General features: G+C 61.7%; 17 protein-coding genes and 1 tRNA gene. 6 read left to right on the top strand and 12 right to left on the bottom strand.

The window, feature by feature from the left end; translation table 11 throughout:
- Positions 1 to 14: 14 nt before the first annotated feature.
- The 6 genes from AB8A50_RS17205 to AB8A50_RS17230 all read right to left on the bottom strand — a co-directional run bounded on the left by AB8A50_RS17205 (position 15) and on the right by AB8A50_RS17230 (position 7,818).
- Positions 15 to 2,018, bottom strand: coding sequence for a HAMP domain-containing methyl-accepting chemotaxis protein (locus tag AB8A50_RS17205; RefSeq protein ID WP_439078409.1), 2,004 nt, complete (start codon positions 2,016 to 2,018; stop codon positions 15 to 17).
- Positions 2,019 to 2,106: 88 nt separating this feature from the next.
- Positions 2,107 to 4,137, bottom strand: coding sequence for a methyl-accepting chemotaxis protein (locus AB8A50_RS17210; protein ID WP_439078410.1), 2,031 nt, complete (start codon positions 4,135 to 4,137; stop codon positions 2,107 to 2,109).
- Between the two features lie 304 nt (positions 4,138 to 4,441).
- Positions 4,442 to 5,173 carry an amino acid ABC transporter ATP-binding protein gene (locus AB8A50_RS17215; protein WP_120288011.1) on the bottom strand — a complete coding sequence of 244 codons (732 nt, stop codon included), beginning with the start codon at positions 5,171 to 5,173 and terminating at the stop codon, positions 4,442 to 4,444.
- A 51-nt stretch (positions 5,174 to 5,224) separates the two neighbouring features.
- Positions 5,225 to 5,917, bottom strand: a complete 693-nt coding sequence (locus tag AB8A50_RS17220) for an amino acid ABC transporter permease (protein ID WP_068728918.1) — start codon at positions 5,915 to 5,917, stop codon at positions 5,225 to 5,227.
- Positions 5,918 to 5,920: 3 nt separating this feature from the next.
- Positions 5,921 to 6,652, bottom strand: coding sequence for an amino acid ABC transporter permease (locus AB8A50_RS17225; protein ID WP_068728920.1), 732 nt, complete (start codon positions 6,650 to 6,652; stop codon positions 5,921 to 5,923).
- Positions 6,653 to 6,900: 248 nt separating this feature from the next.
- A complete protein-coding gene (locus AB8A50_RS17230) occupies positions 6,901 to 7,818 on the bottom strand; it encodes an amino acid ABC transporter substrate-binding protein (protein WP_093757187.1) in 918 nt (305 codons plus the stop codon).
- Positions 7,819 to 7,979: 161 nt separating this feature from the next.
- On the opposite strand from AB8A50_RS17230, the gene AB8A50_RS17235 reads away from it, so the two are divergent.
- Entirely contained in the window at positions 7,980 to 9,398 is a 1,419-nt protein-coding gene (locus tag AB8A50_RS17235; RefSeq protein ID WP_439078411.1) for a DHA2 family efflux MFS transporter permease subunit, read from the top strand.
- On the opposite strand, the gene AB8A50_RS17240 is transcribed toward AB8A50_RS17235, so the two are convergent.
- From AB8A50_RS17240 to cpdR, 3 genes are all read right to left on the bottom strand, one after another.
- On the bottom strand, positions 9,358 to 10,179 hold the full coding sequence (locus AB8A50_RS17240; protein ID WP_089265824.1) for a gamma-glutamyl-gamma-aminobutyrate hydrolase family protein: 822 nt from the start codon (positions 10,177 to 10,179) through the stop codon (positions 9,358 to 9,360). The two genes, AB8A50_RS17235 and AB8A50_RS17240, sit on opposite strands and share 41 nt — an antisense overlap.
- 166 nt (positions 10,180 to 10,345) lie before the next feature.
- Positions 10,346 to 10,420, bottom strand: a tRNA-Val gene (locus tag AB8A50_RS17245).
- A 128-nt stretch (positions 10,421 to 10,548) separates the two neighbouring features.
- The gene (gene cpdR, locus AB8A50_RS17250; RefSeq protein ID WP_015669438.1) at positions 10,549 to 10,908 is read right to left on the bottom strand and encodes a cell cycle two-component system response regulator CpdR; all 360 of its coding nucleotides are present in this window, start codon (positions 10,906 to 10,908) and stop codon (positions 10,549 to 10,551) included.
- A gap of 292 nt (positions 10,909 to 11,200) precedes the next feature.
- Between cpdR and AB8A50_RS17255 the strand changes: the two genes are divergently transcribed.
- The 3 genes from AB8A50_RS17255 to hisN all read left to right on the top strand — a co-directional run bounded on the left by AB8A50_RS17255 (position 11,201) and on the right by hisN (position 13,879).
- Complete coding sequence (locus AB8A50_RS17255) at positions 11,201 to 12,088, top strand: N-formylglutamate amidohydrolase (protein WP_089265808.1); 888 nt, start codon at positions 11,201 to 11,203, stop codon at positions 12,086 to 12,088.
- Between the two features lie 227 nt (positions 12,089 to 12,315).
- Positions 12,316 to 12,480, top strand: coding sequence for a Flp family type IVb pilin (locus AB8A50_RS17260; protein WP_170849584.1), 165 nt, complete (start codon positions 12,316 to 12,318; stop codon positions 12,478 to 12,480).
- 616 nt (positions 12,481 to 13,096) lie between these two features.
- A complete protein-coding gene (gene hisN / locus AB8A50_RS17265) occupies positions 13,097 to 13,879 on the top strand; it encodes a histidinol-phosphatase (RefSeq protein WP_439074621.1) in 783 nt (260 codons plus the stop codon).
- A gap of 10 nt (positions 13,880 to 13,889) precedes the next feature.
- Here the strand turns inward: hisN and AB8A50_RS17270 are convergent, their stop codons facing one another.
- Entirely contained in the window at positions 13,890 to 14,783 is an 894-nt protein-coding gene (locus AB8A50_RS17270; protein ID WP_439078412.1) for a LysR substrate-binding domain-containing protein, read from the bottom strand.
- Positions 14,784 to 14,876: 93 nt separating this feature from the next.
- Between AB8A50_RS17270 and AB8A50_RS17275 the strand changes: the two genes are divergently transcribed.
- Positions 14,877 to 15,629, top strand: coding sequence for a sulfite exporter TauE/SafE family protein (locus AB8A50_RS17275; protein WP_439074619.1), 753 nt, complete (start codon positions 14,877 to 14,879; stop codon positions 15,627 to 15,629).
- Positions 15,630 to 15,632: 3 nt separating this feature from the next.
- On the opposite strand, the gene AB8A50_RS17280 is transcribed toward AB8A50_RS17275, so the two are convergent.
- The gene (locus tag AB8A50_RS17280) at positions 15,633 to 16,271 is read right to left on the bottom strand and encodes a LysE family translocator (RefSeq protein ID WP_439078413.1); all 639 of its coding nucleotides are present in this window, start codon (positions 16,269 to 16,271) and stop codon (positions 15,633 to 15,635) included.
- 12 nt (positions 16,272 to 16,283) lie between these two features.
- Positions 16,284 to 17,231, bottom strand: coding sequence for an alpha/beta fold hydrolase (locus tag AB8A50_RS17285; protein ID WP_439074617.1), 948 nt, complete (start codon positions 17,229 to 17,231; stop codon positions 16,284 to 16,286).
- A gap of 199 nt (positions 17,232 to 17,430) precedes the next feature.
- On the opposite strand from AB8A50_RS17285, the gene AB8A50_RS17290 reads away from it, so the two are divergent.
- Positions 17,431 to 17,907 (top strand): Hsp20 family protein, encoded by a 477-nt coding sequence (locus tag AB8A50_RS17290; protein ID WP_170849586.1) that lies wholly within the window; start codon positions 17,431 to 17,433, stop codon positions 17,905 to 17,907.
- The last annotated feature ends 18 nt before the right edge of the window (positions 17,908 to 17,925 follow it).

Consider the following 17,925-nt stretch of genomic DNA (forward strand, 5'->3'; position numbering starts at 1 on the left):
TGTGACGTTTTGTCCTATGCCGCGCGAACGGAGTCCAGAAACTTGCCGACTTCGCGCTTCAACCGCGCGCTTTCGCCGGACAGCGATTGCGCAGCGGACAAGACCTGCGACGACGCCGAACCTGTGTTACTCGCGCCGCGCTGCACGTCCAGAATGTTCGAGCTCACCTGCATTGTACCTTGCGCCGCCTGTTGAACGTTGCGCGAAATCTCCTGCGTCGCCGCGCCCTGCTGCTCGACGGCAGATGCGATGGTCGACGCGATCTCCGACATGCGGCCGATGGTGTCGCCGATTTCCTTGATGGCGCCGACCGACTCTTCGGTCGCGGCCTGGATGCCGGAGATCTGGTGACTGATGTCGCCGGTTGCCCTGGCCGTCTGTTCGGCGAGCGCCTTCACTTCCGATGCAACAACCGCGAAGCCGCGACCGGCATCGCCGGCGCGCGCCGCTTCAATGGTGGCATTGAGCGCCAGCAGATTGGTCTGGCCGGCAATCGTGTTGATCAGCTCGACAACATCGCCGATCCGCGCGGCGGCCTTGGCAAGCTCAGCCACGCGGTCATTGGTCTTGCGGGCCTGTGCCACCGCGGAGTTGGCGATATTGGCCGACTCCTGAACCTGACGGCTGATCTCGTTGACCGAGGACGACATCTCCTCGGTGGATGACGCCACCGCCTGCACATTGGTCGAGGCTTCGTCGGAGGCTGCGGCCACCATGGCGGTGAGCTGTCGGGATTGCTCGGCGGTCGCAGTCAGTCCGCCCGCCGATTCTTCGAGCTGGCTCGAGGCCGATGACACGTTCTCGACGATGCTGCCGACGGCGCCCTCGAAATCGTCCGCGAGACGGATCATGTCCCGGCGTCGCTGAATCGCTGCCTGCTGGTCCTGCGTCAGCTTGGCTTCGGCCTCGGCGCGTGCCTTCTCCTCGGCCCGTACCTTGAAGGTCTCGACTGCGCGTGCCATGTCGCCGACCTCGTCCTTGCGGGCGAGACCCGGCAACACCACGCTGAAATCCCCGTCGGCGAGCCGCTTCATGCCAGCCGTCAGGCCCGACAGAGGGCCAATAATGCCGCGCGCGATCAGGAAGGCAATCGCTAGACCGACCACAGTAGCGACGCCGGCCACGATCTGCTGCAGCATGCTAGTCGTCGACATGCGGTTGCTGGTTGCGGCGACGGTCTGCGACTGAACCTGCTGGATGTCGGATTTGATGGTCTCGACCTTCCCGATCGCTTTCACGACGGTCGGGCTGATCGACTTGTTGAAGATGCCGTCTGCCGTCTGCAGGCTGGCGGCAGCCTTCTCGAACTGGGCGGCGTAGCTCTTCAGGTTGCTGCGGATGGTGCCGAACAACGCGCTGAGCGTCGGCGGCATCTGCATCTTTTCCATTTCGCCGATCTGGTGCTCCGCGATGCGGACGTGATCCTTGAAAGATTCGATATGCTTCTCGTCGCGGCTGACGAAGAAGCGCCAATTCGCGATCTGCACCATCAGCGTGTCGGATTCGAGCTTGGTCGAACCCTGGCCATACATGGTGTTGCGCGTGCTGATCACCAGCTTACGCAGGCTGGATGACAGCTTGTCGCCGGCTTCCTGCAGCACTTCCCGGCCGGCGACCATCTGCTTGATGGCCTCGCCAAGCGCCTGGCGCTGCGCCTTCACGTCGGCAACGTCCTTCTCGATGGTTCGGTAGACGGCGCGGCGTTCCTCCGAACGACTGGTCTTGATCACCGTATCCAGGCTGGCGGTGACGCCGGCGAGACGCTTGTCGGCGTCCGCAAGCGCTGCTTCATCCTGATCGAATGAATAGCGCAACACGGCACCGCGGATCGCGTGCAGTTCGGAGGCGATCTCCGAGGCCCGGATCGTGTTGGCCGAAAGAATATTCAGGGAATCGACCTGCGTTCCAACCTCCGTCATCTGCCAGACGGCAAATCCCGAACTGGCGAGACCAAACAGAACCAACGCGCCGAAACCGCCATAGAGGCGACCGCGGATACGGAGATTGAACAGCGACATCATTGGCTTCCTAGGTAGGACTTGATCTGGCTTCGGCGACGGGCGCCGTCTTCGTTGCGGCTTCCCCCATCATGGGAGAAGCACGAATCTATGCGGCCCGGACGGAGTCCAGGAACTTGCCGACTTCGAGCTTGAGTCGCGCGCTTTCGCCGGACAGCGACTGCGCCGCCGACAGCACCTGCGTCGAAGCTGATCCGGTCGCGCTGGCACCGCGCTGTACATCGGTGATGTTCGACGTCACTTGCATCGTGCCCTGCGCGGCCTGCTGAACATTGCGCGAGATTTCCTGGGTTGCCGCGCCCTGCTGCTCGACAGCAGAGGCGATGGTCGAGGCGATCTCGGACATGCGGCCGATGGTGTCACCGATCTCCTTGATAGCGCCGACGGATTCCTGGGTCGCCGCCTGGATGCCATTGATCTGGTGGCTGATGTCGCCCGTCGCCTTGGCGGTCTGTTCGGCGAGCGCCTTCACCTCGGACGCAACCACCGCAAAGCCGCGGCCCGCATCGCCGGCGCGCGCCGCTTCGATGGTGGCGTTGAGCGCCAGCAGGTTGGTCTGGCCGGCAATGGTATTGATGAGCTCGACGACATCGCCGATCCGGGCCGCAGCCTTGGCCAGCTCCGCCACGCGGTCATTGGTCTTGCGCGCCTGCGCCACGGCGGAGTTGGCGATATTCGCAGATTCCTGGACCTGCCGGCTGATCTCGTTGACCGATGACGACATCTCTTCGGTCGATGACGCAACCGCCTGAACATTGGTGGATGCTTCGTCCGACGCAGCAACGACTGCAGCGGTCAGCTCCTTAGCCTGTTCAGCCGTTGCCGTCAGCGCGCCCGCGGACTCCTCGAGTCTATTCGACGCCGAGGAGACGTTGTCGACGATATTGCCGACGGCGCGTTCGAACGTCCCGGCGAGCTCGACCATTTCGCGCTTGCGCGACGCCGCGGCCAGATTGTCCTGATCGACGCGGGCCGCCGCCTCGTCGCGTGCCTTCTGTTCGGCATTGGCGCGAATGACCGTAACGGTCTTGGCGATATCGCCGATTTCGTCGCCACGCTTGGCGCCGGGGATGACGACATCGAGATCGCCGGCCGCCATCTTGCCCATGGCGCCATTCAAACGCGTCATCGGCCGTGCGACGCCGACGAAAGAGAACACCATGGTGCAGATCAGCACCAGCACGACCGCGAGGCCGAGCGCGAGATTGACCTGGCCGGATCGTGCCATTTCCTCGGCGGCCTGCGCCCGGGCCTCTCCAACCGCAGCCTTGGCCGACGAGACCGATTGCGCGACCAGTTGAGATGCTGCCGCAGCGGCGGGCGTGATTTTGGTGCGGACGATATCGGTCTTCTGGTCGTTACTGCCGATCGCTTCATCGGTGGCCGTCATGAACTTCTTCATGTCGGTGCCGAGCTGGATCAGGCCGCTCTGCACGAGCTCGCTGTCTTCGAAAACGCTGGCCTTGGCCAGCGCATCGGTGAGGATCTTGGCCTTGGTGATGATCTGGCCCTTCTGCGTGACTTCATTCATCGACGCATAACGCCATGCGGCTGCCTGCACAGCGTTGATGGCATTGTCCGCGATCTTGAGCTGTCCATCGACTTCAGGCCAGTTCGTCGCCTCGGTCACGGCAGTGGTGAGGCGCAGCTGGTCGAGATGCCGGTTCCAGTCGATGACGGCGACGTTGCGGTTGCGATAGAGCTCGAGCAGTTTCTTCTGCAGACCGACGATCTCGTCGGCAGCGGCGAGATAGGTTGACGTCAGCGATTTGATCTTCGCGAAATTGTCCTTGTATTCCTGCTTGGTCGCCAGGGCGGACGCGGCATCGATGATGCGGTCCTGCGCAGCCTTGGCGGCCCTGATCTCGGCCGCGTTCTTGTCAATCTCGGGCGTCGTGATGGCCATACGCAGGCCTTGACTGGCCACCTGCATGGCGCGCATCTGGCCGTCGGCCTCCATCGCGCTATCGGCGATTTTCTGCTGCACATCAGCCAGACGATTGACCTCCGAGATCGCGCTCTCGGTCCTCATCTGGTTTGCGACAACGCCCGCCGAGAGCAAGATGCCAACGAGACCGGCAAGACCCAATTTGTTGCCGACACTGTTGATCTTGATCATGCGATGCACTTTCCGGAGAAGGGCCAAGTCAGGACGCGCGCAAGCATGGCTCGCGCAGCCTCGGCTCGGGTCGTTGGATGACGGTCAGAGAAGCATTGGGCAGAGGCAGAGAACGGGGCGTCGCGGAACTGTCCGTGAGGACAAAGACCCGATCGCTCCGGTGGAGTTCAATCAGCGGACCAACAGGCCCTCGCCCTCACGGTTGAAGGATACCACTCCATTTCTGACACATTCGTTAATTGCCCCGTCATGCAGCATTCAAGAATCTGCATAAACTTGAGGCACAAGCGCCACACTGCATGCGTCAGTGCGCGAGGATCTTCGACAGGAACTGCTGCGCCCGATCGCTGCGCGGATGGCCGAAGAAGTCTTCCTTCTGCGCGTCCTCGACGATCTCGCCGGCATCCATGAAGATGACGCGGTTGGCGACCTTCTTGGCGAAGCCCATTTCGTGGGTCACCACCATCATCGTCATGCCCTCCTTTGCGAGTTCGACCATGACGTCGAGCACTTCGTTGATCATTTCGGGATCGAGCGCCGAGGTCGGTTCGTCGAACAGCATGCAGATCGGATCCATCACCAGTGCGCGCGCAATGGCGACGCGCTGCTGCTGACCGCCGGAGAGCTGGCCGGGATATTTTTGCGCATGCGCCGTGAGGCCGACGCGCTCCAGCATCTTCATCGCCTTGGCCTTCGCCGCATCTTCCGAGCGGCCGAGCACGATGGTCTGGCCGAGACACAGGTTCTCGACGATCTTCAGATGCGGAAACAGTTCGAAGTGCTGAAACACCATGCCGACGCGTGAGCGCAGCTTCGGCAGGTCCTTCTTCATCGTCGTCACATTCAGTCCATCGACCATGATGGTGCCCTGCTGCACGGGCTCCAGCGCATTCACGGTCTTGATCAGCGTCGACTTGCCAGATCCCGAGGGACCGCAGACGACGACCACCTCGCCTTTCTCAACGGCCGTCGTGCAGTTCTTCAACACTTGGAACTGCGGGTTGTACCACTTGCTGACTTTTTCGATGGTGATCATGGGCATGATGAGCGACCGATAGTTGGAGGCAAAGACTGAAAGCGAAAGTGGCTAGCGGATGATGCTGATGCGCTTCTGCAAGCGCTTCACAAAGAATGACGCGGTGAAGCAGATCAGGAAGTAGACCAGCGCCGCGAATAGATACATTTCGGTGAGACGACCGTCGCGCTGTGCGACCTTGGACGCTGCACCCAGAAAATCCGTGATCGACAGCACATAGACCAGCGATGTGTCCTGGAACAGCACGATGGTCTGGGTGAAGATCACCGGCAGCATGTTGCGGAATGCCTGCGGCAGCACGACATGGCGCATCACCTCACGATAGTTGAGGCCGATGGCATAGCCGGCCATCACCTGCCCCCGCGGCACCGACTGGATACCGGCGCGCATGATCTCCGAGAAGTAAGCTGCCTCGAACAGCGTGAAGGTGACGATGGTCGAGGCGTAGGCGCCAACCTGCACGGGCTGATCGGAGCGGATGATCCACTGTCCGACATAGGGCATCAGGAAGTAGAACAGGAAGATCACCAGCACGAGCGGCAGCGAGCGCATCAGATTAACGTAGCTCACCGCGAAGCCCGACAGCACGGCACTGGACGACAGCCGCATCATCGCGATCAAGGTGCCGAGGATGAGACCGAAGACCGTCGCAATAGCCGTCAGCGTGAGGGTGAACGCCATGCCCTGCTGAAACAGATAGGGCAGGCTGCGCCAGATGACGTCGTAATCGAAATTGCTGAACATCGCTTATTTCCCCTCGTTGAAGCCGGGGATCGCCAGGCGCTTTTCGAGGATGCGCATTCCGATCGTCACGACGGCGCTGAGGACGAGGTAGATGGCGGCTGCGGCCGAGAAGGCCTCGAACACCTGGAACGAGAATTCCTGCATGGACCGCGCCCGTGCCGTCAGTTCAAGCACACCGATGGTGAGTGCGGGCGCCGTGTTCTTGATGGTGTTGAGAAATTCGGAGGTCAGCGGCGGAAAGATGATCCGATAGGCCAGCGGAAGCAGGATGTAGCGATAGGTCTGCCAGGTGGTGAGGCCGATAGCCGTGCCGGCCATGCGCTGACCTTTCGGCAGCGCGTTGATGCCGGCGGTGATCTGCGCGGCGACGCGCGACGACATATAGAAGCCAAGCCCGAGCATCGCGGCGATGAACGGCCCGTTGCGCAGTTGCTTGATCCAGATGCCGAGATCGCCGGGCAAAAGTTCGGGAACGACGAAGAACCAGATGAACAGCTGCACCAGCAGCGGAATGTTGCGGAACATCTCGATATAGGCATTGCCGACAAACACCGCCCAGCGCGCCGGCAGGGTCCGCATGATGCCGATCAGAGAGCCCATCACGAACGCGATGAACCAGGCGCAGAGTGCGAGCAGGATCGTGACCTGAAGGCCGCTCATCAGCGAGCCAAAATAGGTCCCCGTCGCATCAGGCGTCTGATCCCAGAAGATTCCCCAATTCCAGTTATAGTTCACGCATTCACCCCCACGCGCCGTCCACGCGAAAACCTGGCAACCTCAGGCAGAAACCCATGCAATGGCCGGGCCATTGCTTCTTCCCTCGCCCCGCCTGCGGGGAGAGGGTGGATCGAACGACCGAGGGTCGTTCGAGACGGGTGAGGGGGAGCCAGTGTTTTACTCGCTGCCTCCCCCTCACCCGTCTTACACGCACTACGCGCATGTAAGACGACCTCTCCCCGCAAGCGGGGAGAGGTAAGCAAGAGTTAGTTGGCTGCGTAGGCGTCGGGATCAGGCGAATCCGACGGGCTGGCGAACGCTTTCTTCTGCTCGGCTCCCATCGGAACGTTCAGATTGAGGCCCTTGGGCGGAATCTTCTGCGTGAACCACTTGTCATAGATCTTAGCGCCTTCTGGGCTCTTGTAGAGCTCGGCAGTGGCCGCATCGACAACCTTCTTGAACGGCGCATCGTCCTTGCGGAGCATGATGCCGTAGGGCTCAGCTTTCGAGAACGCGTCCTTGGAGATCACATAGGCGCTCGGATCGCGCGCACCGGCAGCAAGGCTGGCAAGCAGGATGTCATCCATCACGAAGGCCACAGCACGGTCGGTCTCGACCATCAGGAATGCTTCGGCGTGATCCTTGGCGGGAATGACGTTGATGCCGAGATTACGCGCGGCATTGGCTTCGGTGAGCTGCTTGATGTTGGTGGTGCCGGAGGTCGAGACCACCGACTTGCCCTTCAGATCGTCGATCTTGTCGAGCTTGGCGGCCTTCTTCGAAACGAAGCGGCTGGCCGTCAGGAAGTGCGTATTGGTGAACGCGACCTGCTTCTGGCGATCGGCATTGTTGGTGGTCGAGCCGCATTCGAGGTCGACGGTGCCGTTGGCAATCAGCGGAATACGGGTGGCAGAGGTCACCGGATTGAGCTTCACCTCGATCTTGTCGTTCTTCAGCTCTTTCTTCACCGCATCGACGATCTTGTAGCAGATATCCATGGCGAAACCGACGGGCTTCTGATTGTCATCCAGATAAGAGAACGGCACCGAGGAATCGCGGAAGCCGATGGTGATGGCGCCGGTGTCCTTGATCTTCTTGAGCGTGCCGGTGAGCTCCTGAGCGCCCGCCTGCGTCGTGCAGACCGCCGCGGCGATCATGGTCCCCAACAGATAAATTCGTTTCATAGTCCCTCTCCTCAACACAGTCCGATCTCACGCCGACGACTCTCTTACCGAGCGCCCCGGCACGACCGCCCGGGATGCTTGCACAATCGGGGCCAAAACGGAATTGCCCGATCGGAGGACAATGGTTTGTTCTGAGCTCCCGTTCCCCCTACAACCCGGTCATGAGTAACGCCTTGCATGCGCTTTGTGACGCAGGCGCCGCCGGCGCCACGGAAAAGATCGATGATATCAGCCATCCCGGCCTGGTGATCACCACCACGATTCTGGCCTCCAGCCTGGCCTTCATCGACGGATCGGTGGTGAATGTCGGACTTCCGGCCATTGCTGCGAGTTTTCAGGCCGATGCCGTCGACCTGCAATGGGTGATCAATGCCTATCTGCTGCCGCTCAGTGCACTTCTTTTGCTCGGCGGTGCAGCAGGCGACCGCTTCGGCCGCCGCAGGCTTCTGATCTGCGGAGTCGGCCTGTTCGCGCTGGCCTCGCTGGCCTGCGCTGTGGCGCCCAGCCTGCCTCTGCTGCTGGCCGCGCGTTTCCTTCAGGGCGTCAGCGCGGCGATGCTGATGCCGAACAGCCTGGCGATCCTCGGCCAGACGTTTTCCGGCGAAGCCAAGGGCCGCGCTATCGGCATCTGGGCTGCCAGCGGCGCTGCCGCCGGCGCGCTCGGACCGGTGTTGGGCGGATGGCTGATCGACATCGGCAGCTGGCATCTCATCTTTCTCATCAATGTGCCGATCGCATTGGCGGCAATGGCGCTTGCCTGGCTAGGCATCCCCCGCGATCGACACGACAGCGACGAGCCGCTCGATAGTCTCGGCGCCATCCTCGCGACTGTGGGACTTGGCCTGACGACCTGGAGTCTGACCGAAGCTACGTCACATGATTGGACGGGTTTCACGCTTGGCGCGCTCGTCGCAGGACCCCTGCTCTTGCTTGTGTTCGTGTGGATCGAAGGCCGTAAGGGCGAACGCGCGATGATGCCGCTCGCACTGTTCGGGTCGGCGAGCTTCGTCGGCCTGACGCTGCTGACATTCTTGTTGTACGGCGCACTCGGTGGGCTGTTCGTCCTGATGCCTTTTCTCCTGATCGAAGCCGCCGGCTACACGGCGACACAGGCCGGTGCCGCGCTGCTGCCCTTGCCGCTTGTCATCTCTTTGACATCACCGCTCGCTGGCTCGCTCGCAGCCAGAACCGGCCCGAGGATCATGCTGACGCTGGGACCGGTGATTGTGGCGATGGGTTTTCTGCTGGCGCTCCGAATCGGTCCCGACACCAGCTACTGGACCAGCGTCTTCCCCGCCATGGTCGTCATCGCCATCGGCATGGCCGGCGCTGTCGCACCTCTGACGACGGCCGTGCTGATGTCCGTCGATGCGCGTCACACCGGGTCAGCATCGGGCTTCAACAGCGCGGTCGCACGCACAGGCGGCCTTGTGGTCACGGCGCTGATCGGATCGGTCATGGCGGCAAAGGGGCCGGCGCTGATCACCGCATTTGCCGCAGCGACGGTCGCGGGTGCTGTGCTTTGTGTCGCAGCCGCGCTCAGCGCATTCCTGCTGATAGCGGCGCGGCCGCAGCCGTGAAGGCCCCACGCTGCCTGCGAGCGGCCACCGCCTCGCCGAACGCCTGAAACAGCGTGCGGTTGATCGGATTGATCTGCGGATCATATTCGGCGTGCCATTGCACACCGAGCGCGAAGCTCGGCGCATCGGCAATGCGGATGGCCTCGATGGTGCCGTCCTCGGCAATACCCTCGATCACCACTCGCTCGCCAGGGATATCGATGCCCTGACCATGCAGGGAATTGACCGTGATGGTCTCGCGCCCCAGCAGGCTGGCGAAGGTGCCGTTGCTGGTCAGATGCACGTCGTGGCGATCGGCAAATACGACCGCCGGATCGGGATGGATCTCGCCGCTCTCGAGCCGCGGCATGCGATGATTGATGCGGCCAGGAATCTCGCGGATCTCGGGATGCAGCGAACCGCCGAACGCAACGTTCATCTCTTGCAATCCGCGACAGATGCCGAAGATCGGGACCCCGCGCGCGACACAAGCTTCGATCATGGCCAGAGCCACCGCATCGCGGCCATTGTCATAGGGCTCGTGACGGGCATGGGCTTCCATGCCGAACCGGGTCGGGTGGACATTGGCCCGAGCGCCGGTGAGCAGGATGCCATCGACCAGATCGAGCACCTGGCCGATATCGGTGATGTCGGGGGTGCCGGCAAACATCATCGGCAGGGCATTGGCCACTTCAGCAACCGCACGAAGGTTGTTTTCTCCGACCGCCTGGACGGAGAACCTGTTCTCAATGCGATACGCGTTGCCGATCACGCCGATTACCGGCCGGGTCTTCGTTGGCATCAGCTTCCGGTCGAAAAGTGCTGGACCATTGAGCTATAGCCGAGTCACGGCATGAACACGACTGGTTCCGAAATAAAACTGTCACTAATCGGAGCATTAGGGAAAGAAACGTCTCCCGACGCCTGAAAAGGCGCCAATCCGGCAGTCTTCGAAAGTGTGAGGTGCGTGGTGGGCGCGACAGGGATCGAACCTGTGACCCCTTCCATGTCAAGGAAGTGCTCTCCCGCTGAGCTACGCGCCCTAAGAACCGGTCGTTACGGGTGTGGGGTCTATAACGGGTCAAACCCGGACAAGCAAGGACGGCGGAGTACCAATCCTTGCCTGATTTGCAGGAAATCCAAGAAAGAAATCCAGGAAAGCGGGCTGCCCTCAGGCCGCCAGCATCTTGTTCACTTCGCTGACCAATTCGCGCAGGTGGACCGGCTTGGACAGCACCTTGGCGTTTTTCGGCGCTTCCGAGTCGGAATTCAGCGCCACGGCGGCGAAACCGGTGATGAACATGATCTTGATGTCGGGGTCGAGTTCGCTGGCGCGGCGCGCCAGTTCGATCCCGTCCATCTCCGGCATCACGATGTCCGTTAGAAGCATTTCAAAGGGTTCCTCGCGGAGTCTCTGATAGGCTGACATCCCGTTATCGTGGTGCGACACCTGAAAACCGGCGTTTTCCAACGCCTTCACCAGGAAGCGGCGCATGTCGTTGTCGTCTTCTGCGAGAAGGATTTTGTGCATGGCGGTTGGACGTCGAACCCGAATGAGAGGACCTGTTCGCCCACTAAGCCCGAGGTCTGGTAAATTTCGGGTGAAGGTGATCGGCGCAGACTGTGCATAAGCGTCTCAAGATGGTGCGCCAGAACGTCGTGAAACACAACAAATGAGCGCGTTTCTCGTGATCGCCGCGCCTGCGGAAGGTTTTTAACTTGGCAGACTTGTTTCGGTTATCGACAATGCAGCCTCACAAAGCGCCGGTTTTCTGCCAGACTGGGCAAACCGAAGAATGCGGCTGCAGGGACGATGCGCGACGATGACCCAGTTTGACGGTGAGCTGTCGCCTCCCTTCGAGATCGTCGAGCCGGCCAACTGGCGCGCCCCGATCATTTTCAATTCCCCGCATTCCGGCTCGGTCTATCCAGCGGAGTTTCTCAGTGCGTCCCGCATCGACGTGACGGCACTGCGCCGCTCGGAAGATTCGTTCATGGACGAATTGATCGCGGGATTGAGCGATCACGGCTTCCCGGTGGTCCGGGTGCACTTCCCGCGCTCCTATGTGGACGTCAACCGCGAGCCTTATGAGCTCGATCCGCGGATGTTCAACGGCCGGCTGCCCAGCTTTGCCAATACCCGCTCGATGCGGGTCGCCGGCGGCCTTGGCACGATTCCCCGGGTGGTCGGCGACGGCCAGGAGATTTACCGCGAGCGGCTCGACGTCGATGACGCCCTCACCCGGATCGAGGCGCTGTACAAGCCGTACCATCGCGCCCTGCGCCGCCTGATCAACAAGGCGCACCAGACATTCGGCACGGTGATCCTGGTGGATTGCCACTCGATGCCCTCGATCGGAATTTCCCGTGAGGAGCCGCGCCGCCCGGACGTGGTCGTCGGTGACCGCTATGGCACCAGCTGCGCCACTATCCTGGCCGAGGTGGTCGAAGGCACATTCGGCGGCCTCGGCTATTCGCTGGGCCGTAACAAGCCCTATGCCGGCGGCTTCATTACCGAGCATTACGGCAACCCGGCCAGCGGGCTGCACGCCATCCAGATCGAGCTGAACCGGGCGATCTATATGGACGAACGCCGCCGTGAGCGAACTGCCCGCTTCGATCAGATTGCTGCCGATTTTACCGTCCTGGCCGATGCGCTGGCGAAGATCCCGCTGGACAGCCTGGGCCCATTCCAGGCCGCCGCCGAATAGGCCGGGGCCGAACGTCTCGCCGGGGTTCGAACCGTCACTCAATCAGGTGGGGTATTTGGAACCGTGACCGCCGGGTCACGACAGCGCTTATTTCGTGCGACAAATTGTCAATTTTCGCTGGATTTAGAGATGGGGCAGGATTCTACCACCGCGATTCATACAACTTTAGGTTATCCACGCCAGCGTGGTTCCGCGGATTGGAACCGTGCAACATGGCAGGAGAGAACATGAAGAACATGATCAAGAAATTCTGGTCGGACGAATCGGGAGCGACTGCAATCGAATATGGGCTGATCGCCGCCGGCATCTCGCTGGCCATCATCGCCGTCGTCAACGGACTCGGCACCAACCTCAATGGCAAGTTCAGCGACATCAATACGTCGCTGAAGTAACCGCCACGACGTGGACACCGGCTTGAGGTTCTCAGCCGAATAAGTCTTGCTTGATGACTGACGTCGCAATGGGCCCGAGGCTGTCGGGGTGCCAGACGACGAACAGGCCAGGCGACACAAGACAATCGCCGGCAGCCACGTCGGCACGCCGTGATGCAAAACTCCTCCGACAAGAAAAAAGGACCGCTTGCGATAGCAAGCGGTCCAAGTCTAGGGAGGAAACGCCCAAGGAGGGCAGCGATAGCGCAAGCGCTACCGCACCGCAACAATATGCAGCCGCGACGCACCAAGTGCAAGAGTTTTCGGGCAAATTTCCATGCAAATTTCGCATGGTGATCGCACCGTTCAGGCATAGGCGTCATAATTTCTACAAGCAAAATCAATGCGATATAGAAATGACAGTAGCTTTGACCTATTTAAGAAATGATCACATATTCATATCATTGGCCAATTTCTGATGCCGGACATCAGGAATCTTAGGGAAATCGCAATCCGATTCAGTGCTGTGGCTTAGGGAATCGCAGAGAGATTTCGATCACCGCAGATGCGAGTCGTTGCCCTGCGCTGTATAGGAAGCGATACGTCCCCATCAGCAGCCGCAACAAAGGACCTCTCCGTGACGGTCATCGACTTCAACGCCTTCATTGGTCGTCTTGCGACCTCGTCGGGCGAGACCATCCTGCCGTTCTTTCGCACCTCGCTGAGTATCGACAACAAGAACAGCACCGATTTCGACCCGGTCACGGAAGCCGACCGCGCCGCCGAAGCGGTGATGCGCCGGCTGATCAAGGCCAACTTCCCCCAGCACGGCATTGTTGGCGAGGAATTCGGTACCGAACGCGAAGACGCCGAATATGTCTGGGTGCTCGACCCGATCGACGGCACCAAATCCTTCATCTCCGGCTTCCCGATCTGGGGCACGCTGATCGCGCTGCTGCATCGGGGCACACCGGTCTATGGCATGATGCACCAGCCCTATATCGGCGAGCGCTTCAGCGGCGACAGTGGTTCGGCGCGCTACCAGGGTGCCAACAACACCACCCGCAAGCTTGCCGTGCGCCGCTGCGCATCGCTGAAAGACGCCACGCTGTTCACCACCAGCCCGCGGCTGATGGGCGACGCCGATCGTGCAAAATTTCACGACGTCGAAAAAGGTGTGCGGCTGACGCGCTACGGCGGCGATTGCTATTCCTATTGCATGCTCGCCGCTGGCCATCTCGACCTCGTCATCGAGACCGAGCTGAAGCCCTACGATATTGCAGCCCTGATCCCGATCATCACCGGCGCTGGCGGCGTCGTGACGACATGGGAGGGCAAACCCGCGCAGAACGGTGGCCGCATCGTCGCTGCAGGCGACCCGCGCGTGCATGAGGCCGCGCTGAAGATCCTCAACGCCTGATCGGGCATTGCTACGCCCGCGCTGCAGCCCGCAGATGCTCGATCATCTGCTGCGCGGGACGGGATAACGTCTTTAGGCTGCGAAAGCAGATCGCCAGCTTTCGATTGGCCCAGGGATCGCGAATCCGGATCAACGCCAACGCCGTCGACCGTGCGCAGCGCCGTGCGGCGACTTCCGGCACAATCGCAATGCCGACCCCCGCCGCAGCCATCTGGCACATCGCATCGAAATCCCGCATCTGCGCCCGGTAGCGCAGTCGCGCGCCCAGCTTCGCCGCATATTTGCCGATGTGGTTCTGCAGCGCGGTCGCATTGGTGAGGCCGATGAAGTCGCGGTCGATGATCTCATGGAAATCGATATGTCGGCGGCCAGCGAGATCGCTGCGCGGCGCCGTTACCAACATCAGCCGGTCTTCGTTGAAGGTGAAGCGTTCCAGACTGTCTGGCAGCGTATGCTCGGCAGCGAAGCCGAAATCGGCGATGCCGACGGCGATCGCCTGGGCGATATCGGCGCTCTCGCGCTCCTCGACCTCGAGGCTGACATTGGGGTGCTCGCGCAGGAAACTCGCCAGCGCCTTCGGCAGATGCTCGGACAGGCCCACCGTATTAGCCAGCATCGATACACTGGCTTTCATGCCATTGGCATAGGCCGCCATGTCGCCGCGCATGGTCTCGACATTCTGCATGACGATGCGGGCATGGCCGAGCAGGCTCTCGCCGGCCGCCGTCAGCGTGACACCACGCCGCCCGCGTTTGAGCAATGGCACGCCGATCGTTGCCTCCAGCCCCTTGATCCTCGCACTCGCCGAAGCCAGCGCCAGATTGGCAGCGGCGGCACCCGCGGTGATGCTGCGCGCCTCGGCGACCGCCACGAACAGCCTGAGATCGACAAGGTCGGCATGCATGACACTCTCCGTATCTGCCTTCGTTCTGAACGAAGGCAGTCTCCGTAACCTCCAGATTGTGCCGGCCGGGCCGATCGGTCAATGTGTCGCACCATGATCGATTCCATGCTCATTCTGATTGCTGCAGTCTTCGCTCTTGCCGGCTTCGTCAAAGGGGTCATCGGCCTCGGCCTCCCGACCGTTTCGATGGGCCTGCTGGCGGTGACCATGACCCCGGTGCAGGCACTGACCATCGTCATCGTGCCCGCCATCGTCACCAATATCTGGCAGACCTTCGCCGGCCCCTATCTGCGCGACATCATTCGCCGGCTGTGGCCGCTGCTGATCGGCACTGCGGTGGCCATCTGGCTCTGCGGCAGCCTGATGACCGGCCCCTACGCCAAATACGGCTCGATCGTGCTCGGCGTACTGCTGGTGATTTATGCCGTGGTGACGCTGGTGAAATTCCAGTTCAAGACGGCGCCGCAAAACGAGAAGTGGGTCGGCGGTATCGCCGGCGTGCTGACCGGCGTGGTCTCCGCGGCCACCGGGGTGCAGGTCATTCCCTCCATGCCGTTCATGCAGTCAATCGGCATGGAGAAAAACGAACTGGTGCAGGCGCTCGGCCTCTATTTCACCGTCGCCACGATGGCCCAGGCGTTCAACCTCACCAGCGCCGGTCTGCTCACGGCCGCGACGGCGGTGCCCGGCATTGTCGCAATGATCACCGCCTTTGCCGGCATGTTCATCGGCCAGGCTGTGCGCGACCGCATGGAGCCCGAGCAGTTCCGCCGCTGGTTCCTGATCGCGATGCTGCTGCTCGGGATCTATCTCTCCGTCACCGCCACTTTCGCGGTGCTGAAGTAAACGCTAGCGTATTTCGAGCATCGCCACGCGGATGCCGAGATAGATGAACACGCCGCCGAGGGCGCGGTTGATCCAGACCATTGCCTGACCGGATCGCCGGACGCGGCTGGCGGCTTTCGCAACGACAATGGCCGTGCCGAGTCCCCAGATCGTGCCCGTGCTGATGAAGATCAGCCCAAGCACGATGAAGGCGAGCGCCTTGCTGGGCGCATCCACGTCGACGAATTGCGGCAGGAAGGCGAGAAAGAACAGCGCGACCTTCGGGTTCAGCGCGTTGGTGAAGGCGCCCTGCCAGAACACCTGCCGAAGCGACAGCAGCGGCTTTTCCGCGGCGTCGTTCGTTGCAACTGTCGATGCCCGCGCACGCAGCATCTGCACGCCGGTGTAAAGCAGATAGGCCGCACCGATCCATTTCACTGCAGTGAAAGCATAAGATGACGCCGCCAGCAGCGCCGACAATCCGACCGCCGCGGCGAAGACATGAACCAGACATCCTGCACTGATCCCCAGCGCTGCCGCGACGCCGCCGCGCCAGCCCATCTGCACGCTGCGCCCGACGATATAGGCCGTGTCCGGCCCCGGCGTGATGTTGAGGAGGATGCCGGAGAGGATGAAGAGCCAGAGGCCGTGAATACCGAGCATGAGTGGCTTTCGTTACTTGAACAGAGGCGTGCCCGGCACGAACGCATCGAACGCCGCCCAGAACTGCTGCCGATAGCGATCCTGCTCCTGCAGGATCTCGTGACGGGAGCCGGCGATCACCAGATGCGAGCCGGCACGCAGGTGATAGGCGAATTCCTCGATGGCCGGCGTCGACACCACCTGGTCGTTGCTGGCCGCCAGCATCAGGATCGGCTGACGGATCTTCACGGGATAGCTGGCCTCGCGAAAGCCGTGCATCCCACGGATCGCCGTATCGGCCCAAGCCACCGTCGGCGAGCCGATGCCGAGCGTCGGATCCTCTTCGAGGATCGCCGCGTTGCGCGCATAGCGCACCGGATCGCTGGTCAGCTTGTTATTGGGGAATGACGAGGTCCCGACCAGTTCGCCATTGCCGCCAGGAATGTAGTTGCCGCCCTGCCCGGTCCAGCGCATGACACGCAACAGCAGCCGCGCTGGCAGTGACGTCGAGCGGCCCGGCAGATCGATCATCGGCGCCGACAGCACCATGCGGTCGAACCAGCGCTTGCCGGAATGCGCCACGCGCAGCATCACCGCGCCGCCCATCGAATGCGCCAGCGCGAAATAGGGCGGCGGGCAATCCGGCATCACCACCTGCTGCACGAAACTTTCGACGTCGATCTCGAAATCCGAGAAGCTGCGCACGTAACCCTTGCGGCCATCGCGCAACTGCCGCGACGAATGCCCCTGCCCGCGCCAGTCGATCATGGCCACTGCAAAGCCGCGGTCGCGCAGGTCGCGCACGGTCTCGAAATACTTCTCGATATATTCGCCGCGCCCGCTGAACACGCAGACCGTGCCCTTGCGCCCGGTCGTCGGCGCCCAGCGCGCAAAACGTAGCTCAGCGCCGTCCGGCGTCTTGATGGTGCCGGACACGGCACCCTCGGGAACGGGGTTGGCGGGAATGGAGACGAGCGTCATGGCGGGGGACCGGTTAGGCGAAAAACGCGGGATTTCAAGGGCGGGAGATCAGGTCGGCGCGAATCTTTCGGCCCCCTTGCGAGCCGCCAGCCCCCTCCCATATCAGCTTCATGCAGGCCTCTCTAGGCTGCATGACACGAAAGCCCGGCCCTTATGGCGGGCGGGTTATTGCAACAGTCGCTCAATGGAGGACTATCCAATGCGTAGCTATGATCTCACCCCGTTTTATCGTTCCACCGTCGGTTTCGACCGCCTGTTCAATCTGCTCGATCAGAGCACAGGTGACGCAGCGCCGGGCTATCCGCCCTACAATATCGAGCGCACCGGCGAGAACGAATACCGTATCAGCGTTGCCGTTTCAGGCTTTGCGCAGAACGAGCTCGCCATCGTCGCGAAGGAAAACACGCTGACGATCAAGGGCGAGAAGGCTGCCAACGAGAATGGCAGCAAGGCCGAAGTGCTCTATCGCGGCATTGCCGCGCGGGCCTTCGAACGCGCCTTCCAGCTTGCCGACTTCGTGCAGGTGAAGAACGCCTCACTCGAGAACGGCCTGCTTCATGTGGACCTTGTCCGCGAGATCCCCGAAGCCAAGAAGCCGCGCAGCATTCCGATTTCCACCAGCGCGGTGAGCGCACCGCAGGTGGTCGACGGCTCGGCCGAGAAAGTCGCCGCGTAACCGCGACTTTGTGAAGTA

Origin of the sequence: Tardiphaga sp. 841_E9_N1_2 (genome assembly GCF_051811065.1) — a bacterium.
Classification (GTDB): Bacteria; Pseudomonadota; Alphaproteobacteria; order Rhizobiales; family Xanthobacteraceae; genus Tardiphaga; species Tardiphaga robiniae.

Coding starts and splice junctions, on each gene's coding strand:
- AB8A50_RS17290 (WP_170849586.1), top strand. CDS start 17,431: ATGCGTAGCTATGATCTCACCCCGTTTTATCGTTCCACCGTCGGTTTC.
- AB8A50_RS17255 (WP_089265808.1), top strand. CDS start 11,201: ATGACCCAGTTTGACGGTGAGCTGTCGCCTCCCTTCGAGATCGTCGAG.
- AB8A50_RS17285 (WP_439074617.1), bottom strand. CDS start 17,231: ATGACGCTCGTCTCCATTCCCGCCAACCCCGTTCCCGAGGGTGCCGTG.
- AB8A50_RS17260 (WP_170849584.1), top strand. CDS start 12,316: ATGAAGAACATGATCAAGAAATTCTGGTCGGACGAATCGGGAGCGACT.
- AB8A50_RS17220 (WP_068728918.1), bottom strand. CDS start 5,917: ATGTTCAGCAATTTCGATTACGACGTCATCTGGCGCAGCCTGCCCTAT.
- cpdR (WP_015669438.1), bottom strand. CDS start 10,908: ATGCACAAAATCCTTCTCGCAGAAGACGACAACGACATGCGCCGCTTC.
- AB8A50_RS17205 (WP_439078409.1), bottom strand. CDS start 2,018: ATGTCGCTGTTCAATCTCCGTATCCGCGGTCGCCTCTATGGCGGTTTC.
- AB8A50_RS17215 (WP_120288011.1), bottom strand. CDS start 5,173: ATGATCACCATCGAAAAAGTCAGCAAGTGGTACAACCCGCAGTTCCAA.
- AB8A50_RS17280 (WP_439078413.1), bottom strand. CDS start 16,271: ATGCTCGGTATTCACGGCCTCTGGCTCTTCATCCTCTCCGGCATCCTC.
- AB8A50_RS17210 (WP_439078410.1), bottom strand. CDS start 4,137: ATGATCAAGATCAACAGTGTCGGCAACAAATTGGGTCTTGCCGGTCTC.
- AB8A50_RS17275 (WP_439074619.1), top strand. CDS start 14,877: ATGATCGATTCCATGCTCATTCTGATTGCTGCAGTCTTCGCTCTTGCC.
- AB8A50_RS17230 (WP_093757187.1), bottom strand. CDS start 7,818: ATGAAACGAATTTATCTGTTGGGGACCATGATCGCCGCGGCGGTCTGC.
- AB8A50_RS17240 (WP_089265824.1), bottom strand. CDS start 10,179: ATGCCAACGAAGACCCGGCCGGTAATCGGCGTGATCGGCAACGCGTAT.
- AB8A50_RS17270 (WP_439078412.1), bottom strand. CDS start 14,783: ATGCATGCCGACCTTGTCGATCTCAGGCTGTTCGTGGCGGTCGCCGAG.
- AB8A50_RS17235 (WP_439078411.1), top strand. CDS start 7,980: ATGAGTAACGCCTTGCATGCGCTTTGTGACGCAGGCGCCGCCGGCGCC.